Genomic DNA, 21,437 nt, shown 5'->3' on the forward strand with positions numbered 1-21,437 from the left:
CGTACGCAAGATGGAGCGCGCCGGGATCATCGGCGACCGCCCCTTCTGACTTCCTCTTCCTTCCTCATCGACTCTGAAACGGAGACCACAGATGCACTTCCTCGACGATTCCCTGTTCCCCGAGAACCAGGAGAAACTGGTCATCACCGCCGCGCCGTACGGCCCGGAATGGGAACTCGACGACTTCCGCGAGGACCTGCCGTTGACCATGGACGAGCACGTCCAGCAGGCGGTGGACTGCTACGACGCCGGCGCGACCGTCCTGCACATCCACGTGCGTGAACTCGACGGCAAGGGCTCCAAGCGGCTGTCGAAGTTCAACGAGCTGCTCGGCCGGTTGCGTGAGGCCGTGCCCGACATGATCCTGCAGGTCGGTGGGTCGATCTCGTTCGCCCCCGAGGGGGAGGGCGCCGACGCCAAGTGGCTCTCGGACGACGCCCGCCACATGCTGGCCGAGCTCGATCCAGCCCCGGATCAGGTCACCATCGCCATCAACACCAGCCAGATGAACATCGTGGAGTTGATGACCCCCGACGACATCCGCGGTACCTCCTTCGAGCGTCCCGAGGTGTGGGAGGCGTACCGTGAGATGGTCGTCCCGGCCGGCCCGGAATGGGTCGAAGAGCACCTGAAGCGCTTGCAGGCCAAGGGTATCCAGCCGCACTTCCAGCTCTCGAGTATCCCGCAGCTCGAAACCGTCGAACGGCTGATCCGCCGTGGCGTCTACACCGGCCCGCTGATGGTGACCTGGGTCGGTATCGGCGGTGGGTTCGACGGCCCCAACCCCTACAACATGATGGAGTTCATCCGCCGCACCCCCGACGGCGCGGTGCTGACCCTCGAGACCCTGATGCGGTCGGTACTGCCGATCAACACCATGGCAATCGCGATGGGCCTGCACTGCCGGGTCGGCAACGAGGACACCCTGTGGACGCCGACCAAGGAGAAGATGACCTCGGTCCAGCAGATCGAACAGCTCGTGCGCATCGCCGGTGAACTCGGCCGGCAGGTGGCCACCGGCAAGGAGGCCCGCGAGATCTACAAGCTCGACGAGCGCTACGCCGACGCCGACGAGACCCTCGCCAAGGTCGGCTTCGCACCCAACCGCAAGCCCGGCCAGCGCGGCTTCACCCAGCACGCCTGAGCCAGGCACACCGGACACCTCCCCGGAGGGGCACGCACACAGCACCGTGCGTGCCCCGGCCGTGGGTGCCACCTCTCCCGTGGCGGTGCCACGGGAGAGGCCCACGACGTCTCGTTCTGTCCTCCTCGCGGTCGTTCCTCCGCATTCACCGCCACCCTCGCCCACAGGAGTTCCCATGGGACTGCCCACCTCCCCCGTGGAGAATCCGACCGGCACACCGGCCGCCGGTCCCCGCCCCCACACGCGCTCACGGACGTACCCGTGGATCGTCTTCGCCCTGACCTTCGGGCTGCTGCTCTCGGACTACATGTCCCGACAGGTCCTCAGCGCCGTCTTCCCGTTCCTGAAAAGCGAATGGGCCCTGTCTGATTCACAGCTCGCTTCCCTCACCAGCATCGTCGCCCTCATGGTCGGCCTGCTCACCCTGCCGTTGTCGCTGCTCGCGGACCGGTGGGGCCGGGTCAAGAGCCTCGTGCTCATGGCCGTGTTGTGGAGCGCGGCCACCCTGCTCTGTGCGGTCGCCTCCAACTTCGAGCAGATGCTCGGTGCCAGATTCCTCGTCGGCGTCGGCGAAGCCGCCTACGGCAGCGTGGGCATCGCGGTGGTGCTGAGTGTATTCGCCCCGCGGGTGCACGCCTCACTCAGCGGCGCCTTCATGGCCGGCGGATCGTTCGGGTCGGTGATCGGCGTCGCCCTCGGCGGAGTGATCGCCGTGCACCTGAGCTGGCGATGGTCGTTCGCGGCCATGGCGGTCTTCGGCCTGATCCTGGTTGCGCTGTTCCGGACGCTCGTCACCGAACGCAGGCTCGCCGAGAACGCCGCCGACGAACACCCGAGGCAGACCGCAACCCCACCCGACGGCTTTCGCGCCCCGGTGTCGAGCCTGTTCACCAATCCGGCAGTGCTGTTCGCCTACATCGGTGGCGGACTGCAGATATTCACCGCCGCAGTGCTGCTGTCGTGGACTCCGAGCTACTTCAACCGGTACTACGGCCTCGCCCCGGACAAGGCCGGAGCCGCCGCCTCGATCGTCGTACTTCTCGTCGGCAGTGGCATGGTCGTCTGCGGCATCATCACCGACCGCCTCGGCCGCCACGACATCACCCGCAAGTGGACCGCTGCCGTCGTCTTCTGCATCATCGCGCTGGTGTGCCTGCTTACCGCCTTCCGGCTCGAGGCCGGCCCCGCCCAGCTTGTGCTCATCGGAATCGGTGCCTTCTTCTCCGCCGGCTCCTCGGGTCCAACCGCAGCGATGGTCGCGAACCTGACCCACACGTCGGTGCGCGCGTCCGCGATGGGCACGCTCACCGTCGCCAACAACCTGCTCGGTCTCGCCCTCGGCCCGTTCGTCGTCGGCATCCTCGCCGATCGGCTCGGCTTGCGAGAGGCGCTGCAGCTGTCGCCCCTGGTCTACCTCGCTGCCATCGCCGCGCTGCTGGCCGGCAAGCGCCTCCATCCTGCGGGACTGCGCAAACTCCTCGCACTGAGCACTCCCGTCGCCCGCTGAGGCAGACACTCCTGCTTCCCCGTCACTTCGAACAAGCTCCTGGAGCCGATCTTGAACAGCCCCACCTCTCCGACCGTGGTGATAGTGCCGGGTCTGCGAGACCACGTCGCGGACCACTGGCAGACCCTGCTCGCCGAACGCCTCGACGACGCGCGCACCGTGCCCCCGCTCGAGCACGACAAGCTCGACCGTGCCGCCCGCGTCGCCGCTCTCGACACCGTCCTGAACGACATCTCCGGCCCGGTCGTGCTCGTCGCCCACAGCGCCGGAGTCATGACCACAGTCCACTGGGCCCAGAACCCCACCCGGCCGATCCAGGGCGCCCTCCTGGCGACCCCGGCGGACCTGGAGTTGCCGCTGCCCGCCGGCTACCCCTCCGGCGAAGACCTCGACCGTGGCGGCTGGAACCCCATCCCTCGCCGGAGGCTGCCGTTCCCGAGTGTCGTCGCAGCAAGCCGCAACGATCCACTCGCCTGCTACCGCCGTGTGACCGGCATGGCCGAGCTGTGGGGCAGCCGGCTGGTCGACCTCGGCAACGTCGGGCACCTGAATCCCGCCGCCGGCTACGGATATTGGCCGCGCGCCGAGGAGCTGCTGCAGGAACTGATCGAGCACACCGCAGCATCCGCCGCAGCGCGGTGCTGATTCCGGGGCGGGCCACGACTCGAGGTCGCCGGCCCGCCCCTCACGCCAGCCACACGCCCCCTGCATCGCGCGTCCTGCGCCAGTACGGAGAAAGAAATTGAGCAAGATCTACACAACTGCGGCCGAGGCCGTCGCCGACATCCCGTCCGGTGCCTCGCTCGCGGTCGGAGGTTTCGGCCTGTCAGGCATCCCGGACGAGCTGATCGCGGCGCTCGCGGAGGGGAAGGGCACCGATTTCGAGGTGTTCTCCAACAACTGCGGCGTCGACGGGCACGGACTGGGAATCCTGCTCGGCGACAAGCGGATCCGCCGCGTCACCGCCTCCTATGTGGGGGAGAACAAGGAGTTCGCCCGTCAGTACCTCTCCGGTGAACTCGAGGTGGAGCTGACCCCGCAGGGCACCCTGGCGGAGAAGATGCGTGCCGGCGGCGCCGGCATCCCGGCGTTCTTCACTCCCGCCGGGGTCGGCACCCCCGTCTCGCAGGGCGGGCTGCCGTGGCGCTACCACGCGGACGGATCCGTCGCACTCGCGTCGCCGCCGAAGGAGATCCGCGAGTTCCGCGGCAGGCGGTACGTGCTCGAAGAATCGATCACCGCGGACTTCGCCCTGGTCCATGCGCTGCGCGGCGACACCGAGGGCAACCTGGTGTTCAACAAGGCCGCGATGAACTTCAACCCGCTGGCCGCGATGGCCGGGAAGATCTGCATCGCCCAGGTCGAACAGCTCGTCGAACCCGGCGAGATCGACCCGGACCAGGTGCACCTTCCGGGAATCTTCGTCGACCGCATCGTGCACACCGGAATGCAGGACAAGCAGATCGAGAAGCGCACCGTGCGCGCCGCCAAGGAGGCCCGAGCATGACCGCAGTGATCGACACCCTCGGCTGGTCACGTACCGAGATGGCGGCCCGCGCCGCGCAGGAACTCACGCCGGGGCAGTACGTCAATCTCGGCATCGGGCTGCCGACGCTGATTCCGAACTTCCTGCCCGAGGGCGTGCGGGTCACGCTGCATTCGGAGAACGGGATCCTGGGGACGGGCCCCTACCCGACCGAGGACGCCGTCGATCCGGACCTGATCAACGCCGGCAAGGAAACGATCACCGTCCACCCCGGTGCGGCGTTCTTCGACTCGGCCATCTCGTTCGGGATGATCCGCGGCGGGCACATCGACACCGCGGTGCTCGGTGGGATGCAGGTCTCCGCCACCGGGGATCTGGCGAACTGGATGGTGCCGGGCAAGATGGTCAAGGGCATGGGCGGGGCGATGGACCTCGTCCACGGCGCCCGCACGGTCATCGTGCTGATGGAGCACACCGACAAGACCGGCGCATCGAAGATTGTCGAGCGGTGCACCCTGCCGCTCACCGGGGAGGCCGTGGTGCAGCGGATCATCACCGACCTCGCCGTCCTCGACGTCACCGACACCGGACTGGTGCTGGTCGAGTGCGCACCCGGCGTCACCGCCGAGCAGGTCCGCGCCGCCACCGACGCACCCCTGGGCTGACTCCACCGTCTCCCTCGTCACAACGACAGGACACACTCTCGTGCTCAATCTCTCCGTACTACTGGAAGACTCCGTCCGTCGCTACCCCGATCGCGTCGCACTGGTCTTCGGCACGGAACGCCTCACCTACGCCCACCTCGACGCCCTGGCCAACCAGGTGGCGAACCTGCTCGCCGCCCGGGGCATCGGCCCCGGCGACAAGGTCGCGCTCTCGTGCCCGAACATCCCGCAGTTCCCCGCCGTCTACTACGGGATCCTCAAGGCCGGCGCGATCGTCGTGCCGTTGAACATCCTGCTCAAGCCGCGCGAGATCACCTACCATCTCGACGATTCCGGTGCCGCCCTCTACTTCTGCTTCGAGGGCACCGACGACCTGCCCATGGGCGAATACGGCCGTGCCGGATTCGACAACGCCGCCGGATGCCGCGAGATGATTCTCCTCACCGCGGACCCGGACACGTCGTCGCCGATCCCCGGCGTCGGCACCCTCGCCCGGGCCGTCGAGACCCGTCCGGACACATTCGACACCGTCGTTCGCGAGCCCGGCGATACCGCGGTGATCCTCTACACCAGCGGCACCACCGGCCGGCCGAAGGGCGCGGAACTGACGCACGCGAACATGCTGCTCAATGCCCTGACCGCCAACCGGTTGTTCGACAGCACCCCGCTGCGCCCGGACACCTACCTGCTCACCCTGCCACTGTTCCATTCCTTCGGCCAGACCGTGACGATGAATGCCGGCCTGTCGGTCGGCGCCACCCTCGTGCTCCTGCCGCGGTTCGACGCGAAGGCGGCGCTCGAGCTCATGGTCGGCGAGGACATCACCGTCTTCGCCGGGGTGCCGACCATGTACTGGGCTCTGCTCGGCGCGGTCGACGACACCGTCGACGTCGACCGCATCTCCCGCTCCCTGCGGCGCGCGATCTCCGGTGGCGCCGCGCTGCCCGTGGAGATCCACGCCCAGTTCGAACGCCGCTTCGGCGTGCGGATTCTCGAGGGCTACGGTCTGTCCGAAACCTCGCCGCTGGCGGTCTTCAGCGACCCCGAACGCGACCCCCGCCCCGGCTCGATCGGTGTTCCGGTCTGGGGCATCGAGGCCAAGCTCGTCGACGAGCATTGGAACCCCGTTCTCGGCGACGACCAGGTCGGGGAGCTCGCACTCCGCGGCCACAACGTGATGAAGGGCTACCTCGGCCGGCCCGACGCCACCGCCGAGGTGATGCGCGACGGCTGGTTCCGCACAGGCGATCTCGCACGGCGCGACGAGGACGGCTTCTACTACATCGTCGACCGGGCCAAGGATCTCATCGTCCGCGGCGGATTCAACGTCTACCCCCGAGAGATCGAGGAAGTACTGATGACGCACGCCGCGGTCTCGCTCGCAGCCGTCGTGGGCGTCCCGGACGAACGGCACGGCGAAGAAGTCAAGGCATTCGTCATCCTCGAACCGGGTGCACGGATCACCGAGACGGAGCTGATCGACTGGTGCAAGGACCAGATGGCCGGCTACAAGTACCCCCGGTCCGTCGAATTCACCACGGCCCTGCCCATGACCGCCACCGGAAAGATCCTCAAGCGCGAGCTGGTCTCGGCCGTCGTCGACCAGGTTCGCGGCCGATGACCGCCCACACGCCCCGTGCGGCTCCTTCCATCGTCGACCGCATGAAGGCGGAGGGCACCTGGAACCCGCTGTGGGACGGGATCGAGGAACTCGATCCCGAATGGACCGAGCATTACCTGACGGCGACGATGCAGCCGTACCAGAGCGGCGTGCTCTCACCGCAGGTCGTCCAGTTGCTGTGCATCGCCGTCGATGCCTCCTGCACCCACATGTACGCTCCCGGGCTGCGGCGACACATACGAGCCGCACTCGATCTGGGCGTCACCGCCCGCGAGATCGTCGAAGTCCTGAAGCTCGCGACCACCATCGGCATCCACTCGCTGAACATCGGCGTGCCCCTCCTCCTCGAGGAACTGTCCTCCCAGGGTCGGGTGCCCGAATCGGACCGTGCCGGGCACGCCTGACACAACGCCGCTCCCGCACTCCCCGGGCAGAACGCCCCACATCTCGAGGAACAATCATGACGCTTCGACTTCAGCACAAGCCGGCAGGTCTCGAGGTGGTCTTCGAGATCAACAGCGAGATCGACGGTGGGACACGACCGGTGTGTATCGCCGAGATGGTTGTGCTCTACACGTGACCGCCGGAAACGTGCTCGATCACCACACCCGGTTCGAGGAGCGGATCGTCCGCGTCGGCTGCCACCGGATCCGGGTCAGCGTGCGCCACGGGAGCGGAGTTCCCGTGGTGTTGTGCAACGGTCTCGGCGCCGGATTGGAAATCCTCGGTCCGATCGTGGAGTCCTGGAACGCGGGGGCGACGATCGTGCGCTTCGACGTTCCCGGCGCCGGTGGGTCGCCGTCGTCGCTGGTGCCGTACGGCTTCCCGTATCTGGCATGGGTCGTGGGCCGGGTCCTCGACGCCCTCGGTTTCCGGGTCGTCGACGTCGTCGGATACTCGTGGGGCGGCGCGCTGGCTCAGCAGTTCGCCCTGCAGAATCCGCGCCGCTGCCGGCGTCTCGTGCTCGTCGCCACCAGCACCGGGGCAGTGTCCGTCCCGGGCAGTCCGCGCACCTTGGCGAAGATGCTCACCCGCCGGCGATTCGACGACGCCGCCTGGGCCGCGGCGAACGTCGCGGAACTGTACGGCGGTACCGCCCGCCCGAACGCCGGCGCGGTCGCCGGCCTGCTCGGCAGGCAGCCCCGCACGACGTCGCGAACCGGGTATCTGCAGCAACTGCTCGCCGGGGCCCTGTGGACGAGCCTGCCGCTGCTGCCGCTGATCCGGCAACCGGTCCTCGTGGTCGCCGGCACCGACGACCCGATCGTTCCCGCCGTCAATGCCCGCATCATGCACCGGCTGCTTCCCCATGCCACCCTGCATATGCACTCCGGGGGGCACATCGACGTGCTCACCGGAGCCGGCGAGGTCGTGCCGGTCATCGATGCGTTTCTCGCGACCGGATGACGGCTTCTGCGCCGCGACGGTCCGACGAGGAGGCACGTGCCGCACTTCGCTCGTCGGACCGATCCGCGGTACGTCACGAGGTTTCCGGGCCGTCGCCCTCGGGCTGGTCGTCGCCGTGGCGCCGACGCCGTTGCTCGAAGGCGCTCACCGCAGCTTCGATCGTCGGATAGAACCGCGACGTATCGAATCGGTCACCCACACCGAAGCGCACGAGCCGATCCTTGACGGGGCCTATCATCTCTGCGAAGACGAGCCTGACGTGCTGGCTCTCCAGATACCGGTCGAGGTCGACCACTTCGTCGACGGCTGTGGTATCCAATCCGATGATCGGTTCGGCGGCGACGACGACCCATTCGACGGGCGACGCCGAGGCGTTCACCAATGAACGGACGTAGCTGTCGAACATCTCCCCGTTGGCGAAGAACAACGGAGCATCGAATCGAACGAGGACCAGACCCGGGATGCGCCGGCCCTCGGGGTGCCGGGTGATGTCGTGGAACCCGTCCCGGTCCGGAAGGGCGACCAGCTCCGTCCGATAGGGCTGCCATACTCGCACAACCACTGCCACGAAGGACAATCCGATCGCCACCAGGATGCCCTGCAGGACCCCCACCAAGGCGACGCCGACGAACGCTGCAGCGGCCAGACCCGCTTCGACGCGGCTCATCCGCCACATCCGCACCACACCGGGTACGTCGACCAGCGCCCACGCCGCGACGATCACCACCGCCCCCAGAGTGGCCTGGGGGAGATACGCGGTCACTCCGGGTGCGAGCAGAACGAACAACAGCACCGCTGTGGCTCCGACGACTCCGGCCAGCTGGGTGCGGGCTCCGCTCTCCTCTGCCACCGGGGTACGGGAACCGCTGGCCGAGATCGGGAACCCACCGAACACCCCGCTGGCCACGTTCGCGACTCCGATCGCCTTCATCTCCGTACTGCCGTCGACGTTCTCGCCCCGCCGGGCTGCGAAGGTGCGCGACAGCACGCCGGAGTCGGCGAAGGCGATCAACGCGATACCCGCCGCCGGCCCCACGAGCGCGGCCACCTCATCCCAGCTCACCCCGCCGAACGACGGGAGGGGCATACCGCGTGGCAGGGCGCCGACCATGTCGATGTCGTCGGTGAGGTCGATCGCGAAGGCGACGACCATGGCTCCCCCGACCGCGACCAGAACACCCGGAACCTTGGAATGCAGCACCTTGAGCCCGATGATCACCGCCAGCGACACACCGCCCACGAGCGCCGTCGTCGGGTCGACGTCCCCGTCCAGCACCGCCCCGACGATCCCGGCGAGCTCGTCGAGAAGGCCCGAGGCGTCGACCGAGAAGCCCAGCAGCTTCGGCAGCTGCCCGACGATCACGATGAGCGCGATCGCGTTGAGATAGCCCAGGCGCAACGGCTTGGACAACAACTCGGTGACGAACCCGAGCCGCAGCAACCCTCCGAGGATCATGATCACGCCGACCAGCACCGCCAGGACGCCCGCCAGGACCAGTGCGCTTTCCGGGTCCGCGGCCACGGTCAGCGGCAACACCGCCGCAGCGATCAGCGGCGCCAGCGACGAGTCCGGTCCCAGAACGAGAATCTTGGACGGTCCCACGACGGCGTACGCGAGCAACGGCACGATGGTCGCGTACAGGCCCGCGTACGCGGGCAGCCCGGCGGCTTCGGCGTAGCCCATGCCGGCAGGAATGAGCAGTGCAGTCAGAACGAGACCGGCCGTCACATCCGAGCGCAACCATTCGCGGCGGTAACGGCGTACCGTCACGACACCGGGCAGCCCAGCCAGGGCTCGGCTGAAGGACATTCAGAGAGTATGGCACCGCAGGCCCAGTCGGAAACGCCGATTGTGGGCAACACACGCAGCGGTTGCTGCATCGGCCAGAACACCCGCGCCCATCGGTGTTCTCTCGCGCGTGTTCTTACCCGCGCGGACCGCACTTTCGGGCGCGACGCGAGCAACCCACCTACGATCGATTCGAGCCGGGACGCCCGAGGGGGGAGCCATGTCCGAGATCGAGAGGCCCGAGCTGCGGGCCGCCGTCGACGAGATCCTCAACCGCCGGCCCGCCGTCGGCCTGGCGGTCGGCGTGGTCCGCGACGGAACGCTGGAGTTCTTCCACGGGCACGGCGTCGCGGACATCCCGTCGAACAGACCCGTCACCGAGGACACGATCTTCCGGATCGCATCGATCACCAAGACGTTCACGGCGATCGCGGTCATGCAGCTGTGGGAACGGGGACTCGTCGACCTCGATGCGCCCGCCGCCGACTATCTGCGCGCCTTCCGGCTGGTCCCCGCGCGGTCCGGCTGGCGGCCCGCGACGGTGCGCCACCTGCTGACCCACACCGCGGGACTCGGCGAGGTGGCGCCGGCGTCCGGCGCGCTCCGACCGAATTTCGGGGAGAACATCGAGCCCGGACGGCCACGATCCCTGGCCGAGCACTACCGAGGAAGACTGCGCATCGACGCGGAGCCCGGCACCAGGTTCCGGTACGGGAACCACTCGCACGCGACGCTCGGCCAGATGGTCGAGGACATGACCGGGCAGCCGCTGCACCGCTACCTGCGCGAGCACGTCTTCGAACCCCTCGGCATGACGAGCACCAGCCTCGTCCGGGCCGACCTGGACGCCGCACGGATCGCGACCGGCTACACCCTGCGCTCGAGCGGCCCCAGGGCGGTCCCCGAACGGGAACCGGTGACGGCGGGAGCCGGCGCGGCGTACTCGACACCCACGGACATGGCCCGCTACGTCGCGGCGCTGCTGGGCGGCGGCGCCAATGAGCACGGATCGGTGCTCGAACCCGCGACGCTCGCCACCATGTTCGCGCCCCAGTACCAGGCCGATCCGCGGCTGCCCGGCGTCGGCCTGACCTTCTTCCGCGGCGACGTGGGCGGCCACCACGTGGCCGAGCACCAGGGCATTCTGCCCGGCTTCAACTCGCAGATCACCGTCGCCCCGGGCGACGGCGTCGGGATCCTCGCCTTCACCAACGGAGCGCACCGGGCCGTGATGTGGCTGCCGGTGGAAACCGGGACGCTGCTCGGGTCCGTGCTCGGCGTTCCGGGCGAGAAGATCCGCACCGACGTTCCGCAGCGCCCCGAGGTCTGGTCCGAGATCTGCGGGTGGTACCACCTGCCCGGCCGGGTCACCGACGTCCGGGTCAGGGCCATGATCGGTGCCGGCGTCGAGGTCTTCGTCCGTCGCGGCGAACTCCTGCTCCGGTTCCTGACCCCGCTGCCTCCGCTGTACCGGGGCCTGCCGCTGCACCCCGACGACCCGGCCGATCCGTACGCGTTCCGGTTCGACCTCGGCGACGGGCTGGGCTCCAGCCGGGTCGTGTTCGGGCGCGAGCCCGGAACGGACGACATGTCCGTGCACTTCGAGCTGATGCCGCTGTCCGCCCGGAAGCGGACGCCGGCGACGAACCCGAGGTTGTGGACCGAGGGAGCGGGCGCCGTCGCCGCCGCGACGCTGCTCGTCCGCCGGGTTGCCCGGGGGCGGGGCCACTCCCCCGCACCCTGACCGGCACGGCGTCCGCCCGCACCGACCGGAGTGCCCGGCGGCGGGCAGGGGGGACGAACCGAAGCCCTGGGGTGGGTTACCGTCCGGAAGCCCCGGCGGGATGGTGGTAATGCCCCAGCCCCTTCCTCAGGAGTACACATGACCGTCCGACTTCGGGTGCGCGACATCGATGCTGTCCAACACCTCCGAGTGCCCTACATGATCGATGCCGGCACGAATGGTCTGCTGATGATCCATTCCGGATGGCTCATGTTCGATCTGTCGGCCGAGGACAGCGGCCAGCATGTCGACATCCTCTCGTTCGTCCCCTACGCCGACGACACCATCCAGACGTTCGCCCGCCAGGATGTGGCCGTGCCGATGGTGAGCGCCTCGATGACGAGCCTGCACGTTCGAGATACGGGCGCGATCCTCGCGGTCGACTCCGCCGTCGTCGGCCTGGAACAACGCCAGTTCACGGGCATCCAGGGCAGCCCGTTCGTACTGGTGATGCGCGCGAAAGCCTATGTGCGCGAAGGTGGTGTGGGACGGATGGCCTACCAGGTGACATGGCAGCTGCAACGCGACCGAACCGGGCGTGCCACCGGTCTCGGGCAGCCCATCGATCCGGGGAACACACGACCCTGACGGGTCGACGCGGTGATCCGACGGCCTCGCCCCGAGCGGCCACTTCGCCACTGCGGTATTGGCAGGGACGTGGGGGTTCGTGCCCGCATCTGCCTCACGCGAGACGCGTGCACACTCACGCAGCCATCGTCGGCGCGATCGCCTCCATCTGTTCGAGCACCAGCTTGATCGCGCCTGCCTGCCGGTCCGGCGGGTACTTGTACCGCGTGAGCAACCGCTTGATCTGCGAGCGCAACTTGGCCTTGACGTCCGCCCGCACGCGCCAGTCGGTCCTGACGTCGCGACGCATGACAGCGACGAGTTCCCGGGCGATCTGGGCGAGCACGTCGTCGCCCTGCTCGGTGACGGCGGATTCGTTCTGGGCCACGGCGTCGTAGAAGGCGAGTTCGTGCCAGTCCAGCGGCGGATCGAAGCGGCGGCCGCGGTCGCCCTCGGCCTGCACCTCCTGCGCGACCTCGACCAGCGCGGCGATCACCTCCGCGGAGGTGAGCTGCGAGTTGGTGTACTTGTTCATCAGTTCCTGCAGACGTTGTGAGAACGCTCGCTGACGTACCAGATTGTGCCGTGCAACCTTTCGCGCTTCCTCGTTGATGAGCTTGCGGAGCGCCTCGATCGCGAGGTTCGGGTTCTTCGCATGTTCGGCCCGTGCCAGGAATTCCGCATTGAGTTCGGTGAGCGACGGTCGCGGAATGCCGGCGGCGTCGTAGATGTCGAGTACCTCGCCGGATTCGACCGAGGCGGCCATGAGCTGACGCAAGGCACGCCGCACGTCCTCCGGAACAGCGAGCCCCCGCGCCTGCCGATCCTCGGCGTCGAACTTCGCCATGTAGACGCGGACTTCCTCGAAGAACTTCGCGTCGGCGGCCAGCCCTCCCAGATCGGGATGAGTGCCGCAGATCGCCCAGGCGCGGGACAGTTGGGAGGAGAATTTCCGGAAGCGGGCCGCCAGGGTCTCGTCCCCTTCCGGCACCCGGTTCTCCGGAAGCTTCGGGTCGCGCAGGTAGTTCACGGTGGCGAGCACGGCTTCGATATAGCCACGCGGTCCGGTGGCGGACCGGAGGCGCGACCGCCAGTCGAAACCGTGCAGCATGTTCACGAGCACCGTGAGCAGGTTCTTGACGGCGTCGACGGACTCCTCGATCGGCCGGCCCAGCGGTTTGGTCTCCTGATCCGTCGCCGTGTACTCGGCCAGCGCCTCAGCGAGGTTGTCGGCGACGGGCGCGTAGGCCACGAGCAGCCCGTCGCGTTTGCCGCGGAAGGTGCGGTTGACCCGGGCGAGGGCCTGCATGAGCAGCGCACCCTTCAACGGCCGGTCGAGATAGAGAGTGTGCAGCGGCGGCGCATCGAAGCCGGTGAGGAGCATGTCCTTGACGATGACGATTTCGAGCTCGTCGTCGATGTCCTTGAGCCGCTTCTTGATCGCGGCGTTCGCCGAGTCGCGGCGCACATGCCTGTCGATCGGCGGCTGATCGGCCGCGGTTCCCGAGTAGACGACTTTGATTCGCCCGCTGGAGATCTCGCCCGAGTGCCAATCCGGGCGCAGTGCGACGATCTCGTCGTAGAGATTGGCGCAGATCTCGCGGGTCGCGCACACGATCAGGGCCTTGCCGGGCGCGGTGGGGTTGTCGTCGGACCCGACGAATTTGGCCATCTGCTCGCGGCGACTCTCCCAGTGTTCGACGAGGTCGGCGGCGAGCTTGTGCAGCCGGGCCGGCGCGCCGTAGACGGCGTTGACGACCGCGACGGACTTCTCGATGCGGTCGCGGTCGGTGTCGTCGAGTCCGACGGTGAGTTCGTCGGCGGACGCGTCGATCTGCTCCTCGGTCACGTCGCCGGCGAACGCAACCTTGACCAGCCGGCTTTCGAAGTGGACCGGGACGGTGGCGCCGTCCTCGACCGCACGGGTGAGGTCGTAGACGTCGATGTAGTCGCCGAACACCGCCCGGGTGTCCCGGTCCTCGAACGAGACGGGCGTGCCGGTGAAGGCGATGAGGGTCGCGTGCGGCAGCGCGTCGCGCAGGTGACGCGCGTAGCCGTCGAGGTTGTCGTAGTGGCTGCGGTGCGCCTCGTCGACGATGACGATGATGTTGCGCCGGGCCGAGAGGAGGGGGTGGCTGTGGCCGGATTCGCGTTCGTCACGGCTGCGCCCGAATTTCTGCAGGGTCGTGAAGTAGATCCCGCCGGTTGTCCGGCCGGACAGTTCAAGAAGGGCATGACGATGTCGGACGACAAGACGCCCGCACCCGCCGGCTGGTACCCCGATCCGAACGGGGGCCAGCGTTACTGGGACGGCACCCGGTGGCTGGACTTCCCCGGTTCCGGCGCCGTCGACGGCAAGAAGCGCCGAATCAGGAAGAAGCCGCTCCTGATCGTGCTGGCAATTCTGCTGCTCGCCGTGGGTGGTGGGGCGCTCACCTGGAAGCTGAATCACGACGCCCAGGTTGCGGCGCAGGTTGCGGCGGCAGAGGAAGCTGCACAGCGCGAAGCGAAACGCCTGGCCGCCGAGAAGGCGGCGCAGCAGCAGCGCGACAACGCCGAGCGCGCCTCCCGCGCGCGATCCGTCTCTGAGATCGAGTCGAGTGTGGAGCGGATGGCGAGCAAGCACATCGACAACGGAATGTTCGACGGGCCGGTGATCGAGGTGACCTGCTCACCCGTCAACGGCGGGTCCACCGACAACCTCACCGAGACGACGACGGGGTTCGAGTGCTTCGTCGCGACCGAGGACAACGGCGACGGCACGATGAGCGGGTACAAGTACCACGCGACGATGAACTGGACGACGGGCAGTTTCACCTACGGGTTCGGGGCGCCGTAGCGACGACGACAGCCGCACGCTTCGGCGTCCTGTCGCGCCTCAGGGCGTTACGCCCGTCCCTCCACACCTGCTCCGGACATCGACAACGAAAGCGACGGTTGTCGATGTCCGGCGTTGTCCAGCCTGCGAGGTGAGCGGAGGAGAACCGAGCTCAGTGCCCCAGCCCCAGCGTGGCGCTCAGTTCGGGGATCCGGGTCGCCAAGGCGGAGTAGACGAGACGGTCGTTCACCTTGTCGTAGTGGTGCGCGATCAGGTTTCGCATCCGTCCGATCGCCACCCAGTCGACGCCGGGGAACTCGGACTTGAACGTCTCCGGCAGCTTCTCGACGACCGTGGCCACCTGGATCAGGATGTGCCGACCGTTGTTCCGCAGCACGCGCCCGTAGGGACTGTCCTCCAGGTAGGCATCCAGACCGAGTCCCACCGTGTAGGCGGCATCCGCCGCGAAGTCGGCAAGGTCCTGTAAACGACGGCGAACACGCTCGTCCGCATTCTCCTCCGACGTCACAGCTTCTCCGATGTCACAGCGCCACGGCTTCCTCCCGGGCCCGGTCCCCCACGCGCCCCCCGGCTCGCCCGTCGACGATCTCGACCCGCACGGTGAGCAGGTCTTCCAATGCTTGCTGCAACCCGAGGAGGTCGACGATGTCGTGGCGATCGCTGAAATCCACGATGAGGTCGATATCCGAGGCGAAGTCGTCGTCGCCGCGCGCCACAGATCCGAACACCCTCGGGTTCGGCAGTCCCGCCTCGGCGAAGAGTTCGCGCACTTCTTCACGTCGGGCTGCCAGAGCCTCGGAGGGGCGAACGGGCAGGGCTGCCGTCAGCGCCGAACGGGCCGGCTCGGACGGCTGCCGTCGTCCGGTCTCGATTGCGGCGATCAGAGGCTGCTTGATGCCGGAGCGCTCGGCGAGCTCCCGTTGCGAGAGACCCAGAATCCCCCGCCGGATGCGAACGAAGTCACCGAAGCCGACGGCCACGACATCACGATAACAGATTTTGTTATCGCTTGAAGCGATGTGGGCCGGACGCGGCCCATGCCCCGCGGGGAGTCACGGGTTCGCTCGGATGTGCAGTTCTCGTGACGACACGCCGGGCAACGTCCACGAGAACTGCGCGCTCGGCACAGTGCCGCTCAACCGAAGTTCACCTGACGACGAGCGTTCGCCAGGCACGTGACGGCGCCCGTCCCGAACGGACCGAACCGGTCGAACAGCACCGAGGTGCCCACCGCGACGCCGGCGGCGCTGAGGTGGTGATCGGCTTCGACGCCGACCTCGGTGCCGACGGGCAGCCGCGAGAGGGTCAGCGTGAGGTCGCCGTTGATGAAGCCGACGCCCTCGTCGCTCCAGTTGGCCATGAAACTGGTGCCCTCGCCGACGACCGCGGTCCGCACGAACGGCGACATCTCCTCCCCCACGATCACCGGAATCTGCCGGGACCACATGCGTTTCCGGCTCGCGTTCTGATGCTCGGACCGCACCTGCGACCAGCCCTCAGGGTGCGCGTCGCTGCCGAACCAGGTGGGTGCGAATCCCGCCTCCGGGCCGTCGAGTGCTTCGGCGGGCGGCGTCGGGTGCTCGTCACGGGTCCAGACGGTGCCCGGCGGCTGCTCGGATGGGCGCAGGTAGACGACGGTCCCGCGGGCGGTGACGTCGTCGCCCTGGATCAGGTAGGCGTCGGCGACGCGGATGCGGTTGCCGTCTCGCACGCGGGTCGTCTCGAACCGGACGGGCGCGTTCTGCACCGGCCTGAACAGGTCGACGGTGAGCCGGGCGGGGACGAACCCGTCGGGACCGTGGTCCTTGTCGAGTTCCCGGGCGAGCAGGCCGGTCACGCACGGTCCGGCCAGCATCGTCGACGACCAGGGGCTGACGGCGTACTTCGTGGGAAGGTACGTGCCGTCCGATTCGGTGAAGTATCCGCGCATGGAGTCAGGCATGCTCGGATTCTCGCAGCACTCGTTTCCTCAGCGAACGTCCCGGTCAGGTTCCGATGTCCTCGCTCGTCCCGCGATGCCGTAGCCACACCATCGCCGCACCGCAGGCCAGGATGGCGGCGGTCGACGCGCCCACCGACGTCAACGTCCACGCACCCGGACTCCACCCGGCTGCGTCGTCTGTGAGCGGAGTGTAGGCCGTCCACCCGAACTGGGCGACCAGCGGCAGCGCCAGCACCGCCGGCAGAGCCAGCGAGGTGGCGGTCACGGGCGCCGTCGACGGCAGGGACGCGACGATCGTGTACGCGGCGGCGAACGGCACCACGAGGATCGTCGCCGCGAAGTTCACGTTGTCCCACGGCGGACGATCGACGATCCCGGAAGCCGCGACGAGCGCGAGCAGCCCCACGCCCACCAGGGGCATCGGCCTGCGGCGACCCAGCCATACACCAACGGCCACGAGAACCGGCCCGATCAGCAGCGCCGGCCACGCGGCCGGCGACCACAAGACGGTGCCGCCCACGGCGACGACCACCGCCGTCGCCGCCAGGAGCACCGCCCCCGTTCGTCCCCGCAGCCACAGCGCTGCGGCGACGAGCACAGGCACCGCCACCAGACCCCACAGCCACCGACCCTCCCCGAGGTCGTCCAGGGAGAACAGCGCGTGGTGGAACGACCAGTACAGCCCCACCCCGAGGATCGGCACACCGATGCCGACGGCCACCTCCCGCCCACGCGCCCGGGCGACCGGCGCCTCGTCGTTTCCGGCGGTCAGCGCCACCACCCCCGCCGCGACGGCGGTGACGATCGCCAGCGACAGCCACACGGCATTGACCGGCTGAACGCTCGCTGCGAGATAGGACGCGTACCGCTGAGGCGCCGAGTCCAGTTCCCGGAACTGCGCGAGCGGCTCGGCCGTCAGCAGCCCGGCGACCACCGCTCCGGGCAGGGCGGCATGCAGCTTCCCGGCCCCCAGCACGACGAGCGCGCCGAGCAGCAGGCCCGCGCCGATCGTCGCGACGTACACGTCGAACCGCCATCCTCCCGGCAGCGCGACGACGGCCATCGCCATCGCCCCGACCAGGGCGGCCGCAAGCACGCGCCGACGAACAGTTGCCGCCGCGGCCAGCGCCGCGAGCCCCCCGGCTGCTGCGGCGGCGACGTCGGAGGTGAACACCGGGCCGGGCAGCAACCCGTCGGCCAAGGGATAGGTGTCGACGCTCGGGGCGGCCAGCACCAGCCCCGCGGTGAAGCCGCCGACGACGAGTAGGACATATCGGAAAATTGACGCCACGCCCTACCATCGCCGGGCAGCTCACCTCGCGCGCGCCCGACGCGCCGGACTCTCTTCGGATTTCGCCACGCGCGCCCCAGAATCCGAACGCGCGTTCGAGTTGACGGCACGCGTCGGCCGTGCCACCATCCCTCCATTGGCCTGAAAACAGGTCGACCCCGGCAGGTGTTGCAGCACCGCACCGGGGTCTGGGCACACGACAGAAAGAGCTGTCATGCACCGTAGGGTGGAGTCTATCCACACGCCCGGCAGGGGCGTGTATCCGCAACCGCGCGCACGTTCCGCCGCGCCGATCTCACACCGCCGCACCCGGTCGACGTCCTGACGCACGAGCCCCTCGGCATCGAGGGGCTCGTCGTGCATCGCTGTTCCCGGTGTGCGCAAGGGTAACCGAGGCACACCGGTCCACGTCGCTACTCTCCCGTGGTCCGACGTCAGCGCACGGACGCTGCGAGCGCGACTTCGTCGTGCTCGAAACCGACTGGGCACCAGCACCTTTGTCCCCGTAGCTGGTGGCGGGGCACCTGATCGCGCGGGTCGACACGTTCGTTCGGGTCCAGCACAGCCGCACGTCGCCCGCGACGTGGGGCCGAAAGTGCTGGCCGAGAAGGTCTATCGGGGTATGGCGACCGGGCAGCGTTGGGGAAGGGGCCGAAGAACACAGGGACCCGTAGGGTCTCCGCTCGGTCGAGGACAGCCGCCCGCAGGGCGTCCGCTTCCTCGACACGCTTCCCACTCCGGCACGTTCGTCAACCGCCGGGAACCCCGCCACCGAGGAAGTCCGTGACCGCCTCCATCACCTCGGCAGTCTGCTCGTCGTGCGGGTTGTGCCCGGCACGGTCGATGATCCGAAGGCGCGCACTGGGAATGCCGGCGGCCAGCTCCCGCTGGCACTCCGGCGGGAACACGAAGTCCTCGCGCCCGGCCACGACGAGCGTGGGGGCGGTGATCTCACCGAGACGATCGGTGACCGTCCAGTCCTTCAGCAGATGCCGGCCGGCGAAGATGAGCGGCGCCGGCCGCAGCCTCGAACGCCACGCTCCGCTGCTCAGCTCGCGAGCCAGTATGTCGAGGCCGGAACGGTAGAAGTATGCGTCCCCGATCTGCGCGAAGATCGGGAAGTACTCGCGGGGAGTGAACTTGCCGGTGAACCACCGCCGCGCCAGCTCCGCCTTCTCCTGGCTGTAGCCGCGTTCGAGGAGCACCTTCGGAACGTTCTGGCGCTCCCAGTGACTGTCGGCGCCGGTGTCGAGCAGCACGAGATGCGAGACCCGCTCGGGGTAGCGCAGAGCGTACTCGAGCGCGACCTGCCCGCCGAACGAATGCCCGAGCACCGCCCACCGCTCGAAACCGAGACTCTCGCGCAGGGCGTCGGCATCCGCGGTGAGGTTCTCCCACGTCATCGTTTCGACGGGTGCACCGATCGAGCGCCCGTTGCAGCGGTGGTCGTAGAACACCAACGTGAACCGGTCCGCGCACTGCCGGAAGGCTTGCATCGTCCACATGTCCGCCGACGGTCCGCCGTGCATGACCACCAACGGAGGTCCCTGCCCGACCACGTCGACGTAGAGGGAGGTGTCCCGGATCGGGACCCGGCCGGGCCGGACGCGGTGCAGGCTGCCGCGCCATTTCACCACCGCCGACGAAGGACCACGCGAGTCGCGTCCTCGCGCCTCTCCTGTCGCCGTGTTCGAATCTGTTGCCCGCGAGTTATTTTCGATTCTTCTTTTGAGGACCACCAGCATGCGCGCCTGCATGATCCACACGACCGGGGGGAAGATTCCGGAGTAGACGAGGCGCGTAATCCATCGCGGTCGGCCCGCCTGATATCCGCTGACGACGAGGCGGGTGCGTCCGCCGGGCAGCTCCTTCAGCTGGAAGCCCCACAGTCCTTCCAGATAGGCGGACGGGCGCGGCTGACCGGGGTCGAGGGTGCGGCCCCGCAGATCGATCAGCCCGTACAGCCCGAGGAAACGGTTCGGCTCGATCCGTGCGACCTTGTACGCGTCCATCGGTCCCGCGCCGGGCGCCCAGTACTTCAGCTGGTCGCCGGGCCGGATGTCCTGCCATTCCGGATGCACTTCCCGGGCGCTCGGGCGACCGGCATTGTCCAGGTGATCCCAGGAGTACCACCCACCGCGGTCCCAGCCCATCTGCACCAGCCACGGCCAGACCTGCTCGGGCGGCGCGTCGATGGTGACGGCCATCGCCCCCGATCGCTCCCCGTCGGGAACCAGGTCGGCGCCGGGGAACGGCCCGCTGATCTCCTCGTCGGTGGCGCCCCACCGCACGAGCCGGGGGCGCACGAGGCTCCCGTAGACCACGGCCGTCGCCGCGCCCGCCACCGCAATCTTCGGTGCGACTGCCATACGTCCAGCGTGCGCCGGGTTCCGGTGCTTCACAAGAGGCCGGCGACCCTCACATCTACCGCGACACGGTCAGTCGTCACCATCGAGCAGCTCGTGCGGCTGCCTCTCGCCTGAATCCCGCCGTTCCATCGCATCGAGCGGACGCCGGGCGTTCGCTGGTGAGCGCATCAGGTAAACGGTCTCGCGGAGCGACTCGAACACCCCGGGAGACGATCGCCACCGGCTCATCGCCCAAGCGGTGATCACGATTTCCTCTCGGTAGGCGGTGATGCGGCGTCCCGTCGCCGAACCACACGCGATCGGATCGCGGCCTCTCCCGGCATAGTGTCAATTTCCCTCGGGAATCAGCCTTCTCAGCGCCTCGCGAGTCGGCTCGTCGGTGGAATAGATGACGGTGCCGATCATGCCCCGCGTCAGGAGAACCTTGTACACGTTTCGCACCAGACGATCGAATCGAATATCGCTGATCTTCTTCGCATTTCTGAAGTCGGGATCCTTGTTGGCCGTACGGACCGAAACGAATCCTCCGTCCCGCCACACCAGGTCCGGTCCGAGGATGACGCCGTTCCAGTCGTATTCGAAACCCTGCGCGGTGTAGACACAGCCGACCTGCCCGAAACCCCCGTCCTCGGTGGCCCACAGTGCGGCCGGCGGCGCGTCGCCGGTGCGGCGTTCGCTCTTGCTGTTCCACGGCCGTGCCCACGCGCCGATCTGCACATCCGGGACGAGACGGCCGTCCTTGTCGGGGTTGCTCCACGGCCAGCAGTACCCCGCGGTCATGCGTGCCGAGTATCCGCGGCCGCGCTGCTGCTCGAGCAGGAACTCGAGCTCCTCCGCGGAATCGGCCACGCGCACCGCGAACTGCGGATCCCCCGACCACCGGACCGGGCCACCCTCGACGAGACCGAGCAGACGCTTGACCCACAGCACGTACTCCTCGCTGCCTCCGCAGCGGAACTGCTCCCCGAGGTGCACGTGATGGGTTTCGAGTCCGAGCGTCGCGGCGTAGCGCTCGATCTGTTCGAGC

The 21,437-nt window shown here is 68.4% G+C and carries 18 protein-coding genes and 1 pseudogene; 11 read left to right on the forward strand and 8 right to left on the reverse strand.

The window, feature by feature from the left end; translation table 11 throughout:
- Nucleotides 1–91 precede the first annotated feature (91 nt).
- From CQZ88_RS18490 to CQZ88_RS18530, 8 genes are all read left to right on the forward strand, one after another.
- Nucleotides 92–1,144 (forward strand): 3-keto-5-aminohexanoate cleavage protein, encoded by a 1,053-nt coding sequence (locus tag CQZ88_RS18490; RefSeq protein WP_006939913.1) that lies wholly within the window; start codon nt 92–94, stop codon nt 1,142–1,144.
- Between the two features lie 175 nt (nt 1,145–1,319).
- Nucleotides 1,320–2,651 carry an MFS transporter gene (locus tag CQZ88_RS18495; protein WP_006939914.1) on the forward strand — a complete coding sequence of 444 codons (1,332 nt, stop codon included), beginning with the start codon at nt 1,320–1,322 and terminating at the stop codon, nt 2,649–2,651.
- Nucleotides 2,652–2,702: 51 nt separating this feature from the next.
- A complete protein-coding gene (locus CQZ88_RS18500; RefSeq protein WP_029546440.1) occupies nt 2,703–3,296 on the forward strand; it encodes an alpha/beta hydrolase in 594 nt (197 codons plus the stop codon).
- Nucleotides 3,297–3,393: 97 nt separating this feature from the next.
- Nucleotides 3,394–4,158 (forward strand): CoA transferase subunit A, encoded by a 765-nt coding sequence (locus CQZ88_RS18505; protein ID WP_006939916.1) that lies wholly within the window; start codon nt 3,394–3,396, stop codon nt 4,156–4,158.
- Complete coding sequence (locus CQZ88_RS18510) at nt 4,155–4,802, forward strand: CoA transferase subunit B (RefSeq protein ID WP_065921980.1); 648 nt, start codon at nt 4,155–4,157, stop codon at nt 4,800–4,802. Before CQZ88_RS18505 ends, CQZ88_RS18510 begins: the two co-directional genes overlap by 4 nt.
- 40 nt (nt 4,803–4,842) lie before the next feature.
- The gene (locus CQZ88_RS18515) at nt 4,843–6,423 is read left to right on the forward strand and encodes a long-chain fatty acid--CoA ligase (RefSeq protein ID WP_065921979.1); all 1,581 of its coding nucleotides are present in this window, start codon (nt 4,843–4,845) and stop codon (nt 6,421–6,423) included.
- Nucleotides 6,424–6,464: 41 nt separating this feature from the next.
- A complete protein-coding gene (locus CQZ88_RS18520) occupies nt 6,465–6,827 on the forward strand; it encodes a carboxymuconolactone decarboxylase family protein (protein ID WP_180987039.1) in 363 nt (120 codons plus the stop codon).
- A 172-nt stretch (nt 6,828–6,999) separates the two neighbouring features.
- The gene (locus tag CQZ88_RS18530) at nt 7,000–7,830 is read left to right on the forward strand and encodes an alpha/beta fold hydrolase (protein ID WP_065921977.1); all 831 of its coding nucleotides are present in this window, start codon (nt 7,000–7,002) and stop codon (nt 7,828–7,830) included.
- Nucleotides 7,831–7,903: 73 nt separating this feature from the next.
- On the opposite strand, the gene CQZ88_RS18535 is transcribed toward CQZ88_RS18530, so the two are convergent.
- Nucleotides 7,904–9,640 (reverse strand): SulP family inorganic anion transporter, encoded by a 1,737-nt coding sequence (locus CQZ88_RS18535; RefSeq protein ID WP_102800141.1) that lies wholly within the window; start codon nt 9,638–9,640, stop codon nt 7,904–7,906.
- 199 nt (nt 9,641–9,839) lie between these two features.
- Between CQZ88_RS18535 and CQZ88_RS18540 the strand changes: the two genes are divergently transcribed.
- Both CQZ88_RS18540 and CQZ88_RS18545 read left to right on the forward strand, forming a co-directional pair.
- Nucleotides 9,840–11,363 carry a serine hydrolase gene (locus CQZ88_RS18540; RefSeq protein WP_065921975.1) on the forward strand — a complete coding sequence of 508 codons (1,524 nt, stop codon included), beginning with the start codon at nt 9,840–9,842 and terminating at the stop codon, nt 11,361–11,363.
- Between the two features lie 138 nt (nt 11,364–11,501).
- Entirely contained in the window at nt 11,502–11,990 is a 489-nt protein-coding gene (locus CQZ88_RS18545; protein ID WP_006939926.1) for a hypothetical protein, read from the forward strand.
- Between the two features lie 115 nt (nt 11,991–12,105).
- Here CQZ88_RS18545 and CQZ88_RS18550 read toward each other — a convergent pair.
- Nucleotides 12,106–14,193 (reverse strand): annotated as a pseudogene (locus tag CQZ88_RS18550) (type I restriction endonuclease subunit R); the annotation flags it as partial.
- On the opposite strand from CQZ88_RS18550, the gene CQZ88_RS18555 reads away from it, so the two are divergent.
- Nucleotides 14,107–14,808, forward strand: coding sequence for a DUF2510 domain-containing protein (locus CQZ88_RS18555; protein ID WP_258008660.1), 702 nt, complete (start codon nt 14,107–14,109; stop codon nt 14,806–14,808). The pseudogene CQZ88_RS18550 and the gene CQZ88_RS18555 sit on opposite strands and share 87 nt — an antisense overlap.
- A 151-nt stretch (nt 14,809–14,959) precedes the next feature.
- On the opposite strand, the gene CQZ88_RS18560 is transcribed toward CQZ88_RS18555, so the two are convergent.
- The 6 genes from CQZ88_RS18560 to CQZ88_RS18590 all read right to left on the reverse strand — a co-directional run.
- Complete coding sequence (locus CQZ88_RS18560) at nt 14,960–15,316, reverse strand: DUF86 domain-containing protein (protein WP_050036019.1); 357 nt, start codon at nt 15,314–15,316, stop codon at nt 14,960–14,962.
- Between the two features lie 13 nt (nt 15,317–15,329).
- Nucleotides 15,330–15,788: an XRE family transcriptional regulator gene (locus CQZ88_RS18565; RefSeq protein ID WP_006939934.1), complete on the reverse strand. Its 459-nt coding sequence runs from the start codon at nt 15,786–15,788 to the stop codon at nt 15,330–15,332.
- A gap of 155 nt (nt 15,789–15,943) precedes the next feature.
- Nucleotides 15,944–16,750 carry an acyl-CoA thioesterase domain-containing protein gene (locus CQZ88_RS18570; protein WP_029546446.1) on the reverse strand — a complete coding sequence of 269 codons (807 nt, stop codon included), beginning with the start codon at nt 16,748–16,750 and terminating at the stop codon, nt 15,944–15,946.
- Between the two features lie 43 nt (nt 16,751–16,793).
- Entirely contained in the window at nt 16,794–18,041 is a 1,248-nt protein-coding gene (locus CQZ88_RS18575; RefSeq protein WP_006939943.1) for a hypothetical protein, read from the reverse strand.
- Nucleotides 18,042–18,790: 749 nt separating this feature from the next.
- Complete coding sequence (locus CQZ88_RS18580) at nt 18,791–20,410, reverse strand: alpha/beta fold hydrolase (protein ID WP_044476129.1); 1,620 nt, start codon at nt 20,408–20,410, stop codon at nt 18,791–18,793.
- Nucleotides 20,411–20,737: 327 nt separating this feature from the next.
- A partial coding sequence (locus CQZ88_RS18590; protein WP_146034330.1) for a DNA/RNA helicase domain-containing protein occupies nt 20,738–21,437 on the reverse strand: 700 nt, incomplete at its 5' end.

Source organism: Rhodococcus sp. ENV425 (genome assembly GCF_002887785.1).
GTDB lineage: Bacteria > Actinomycetota > Actinomycetes > Mycobacteriales > Mycobacteriaceae > Rhodococcus > Rhodococcus aetherivorans.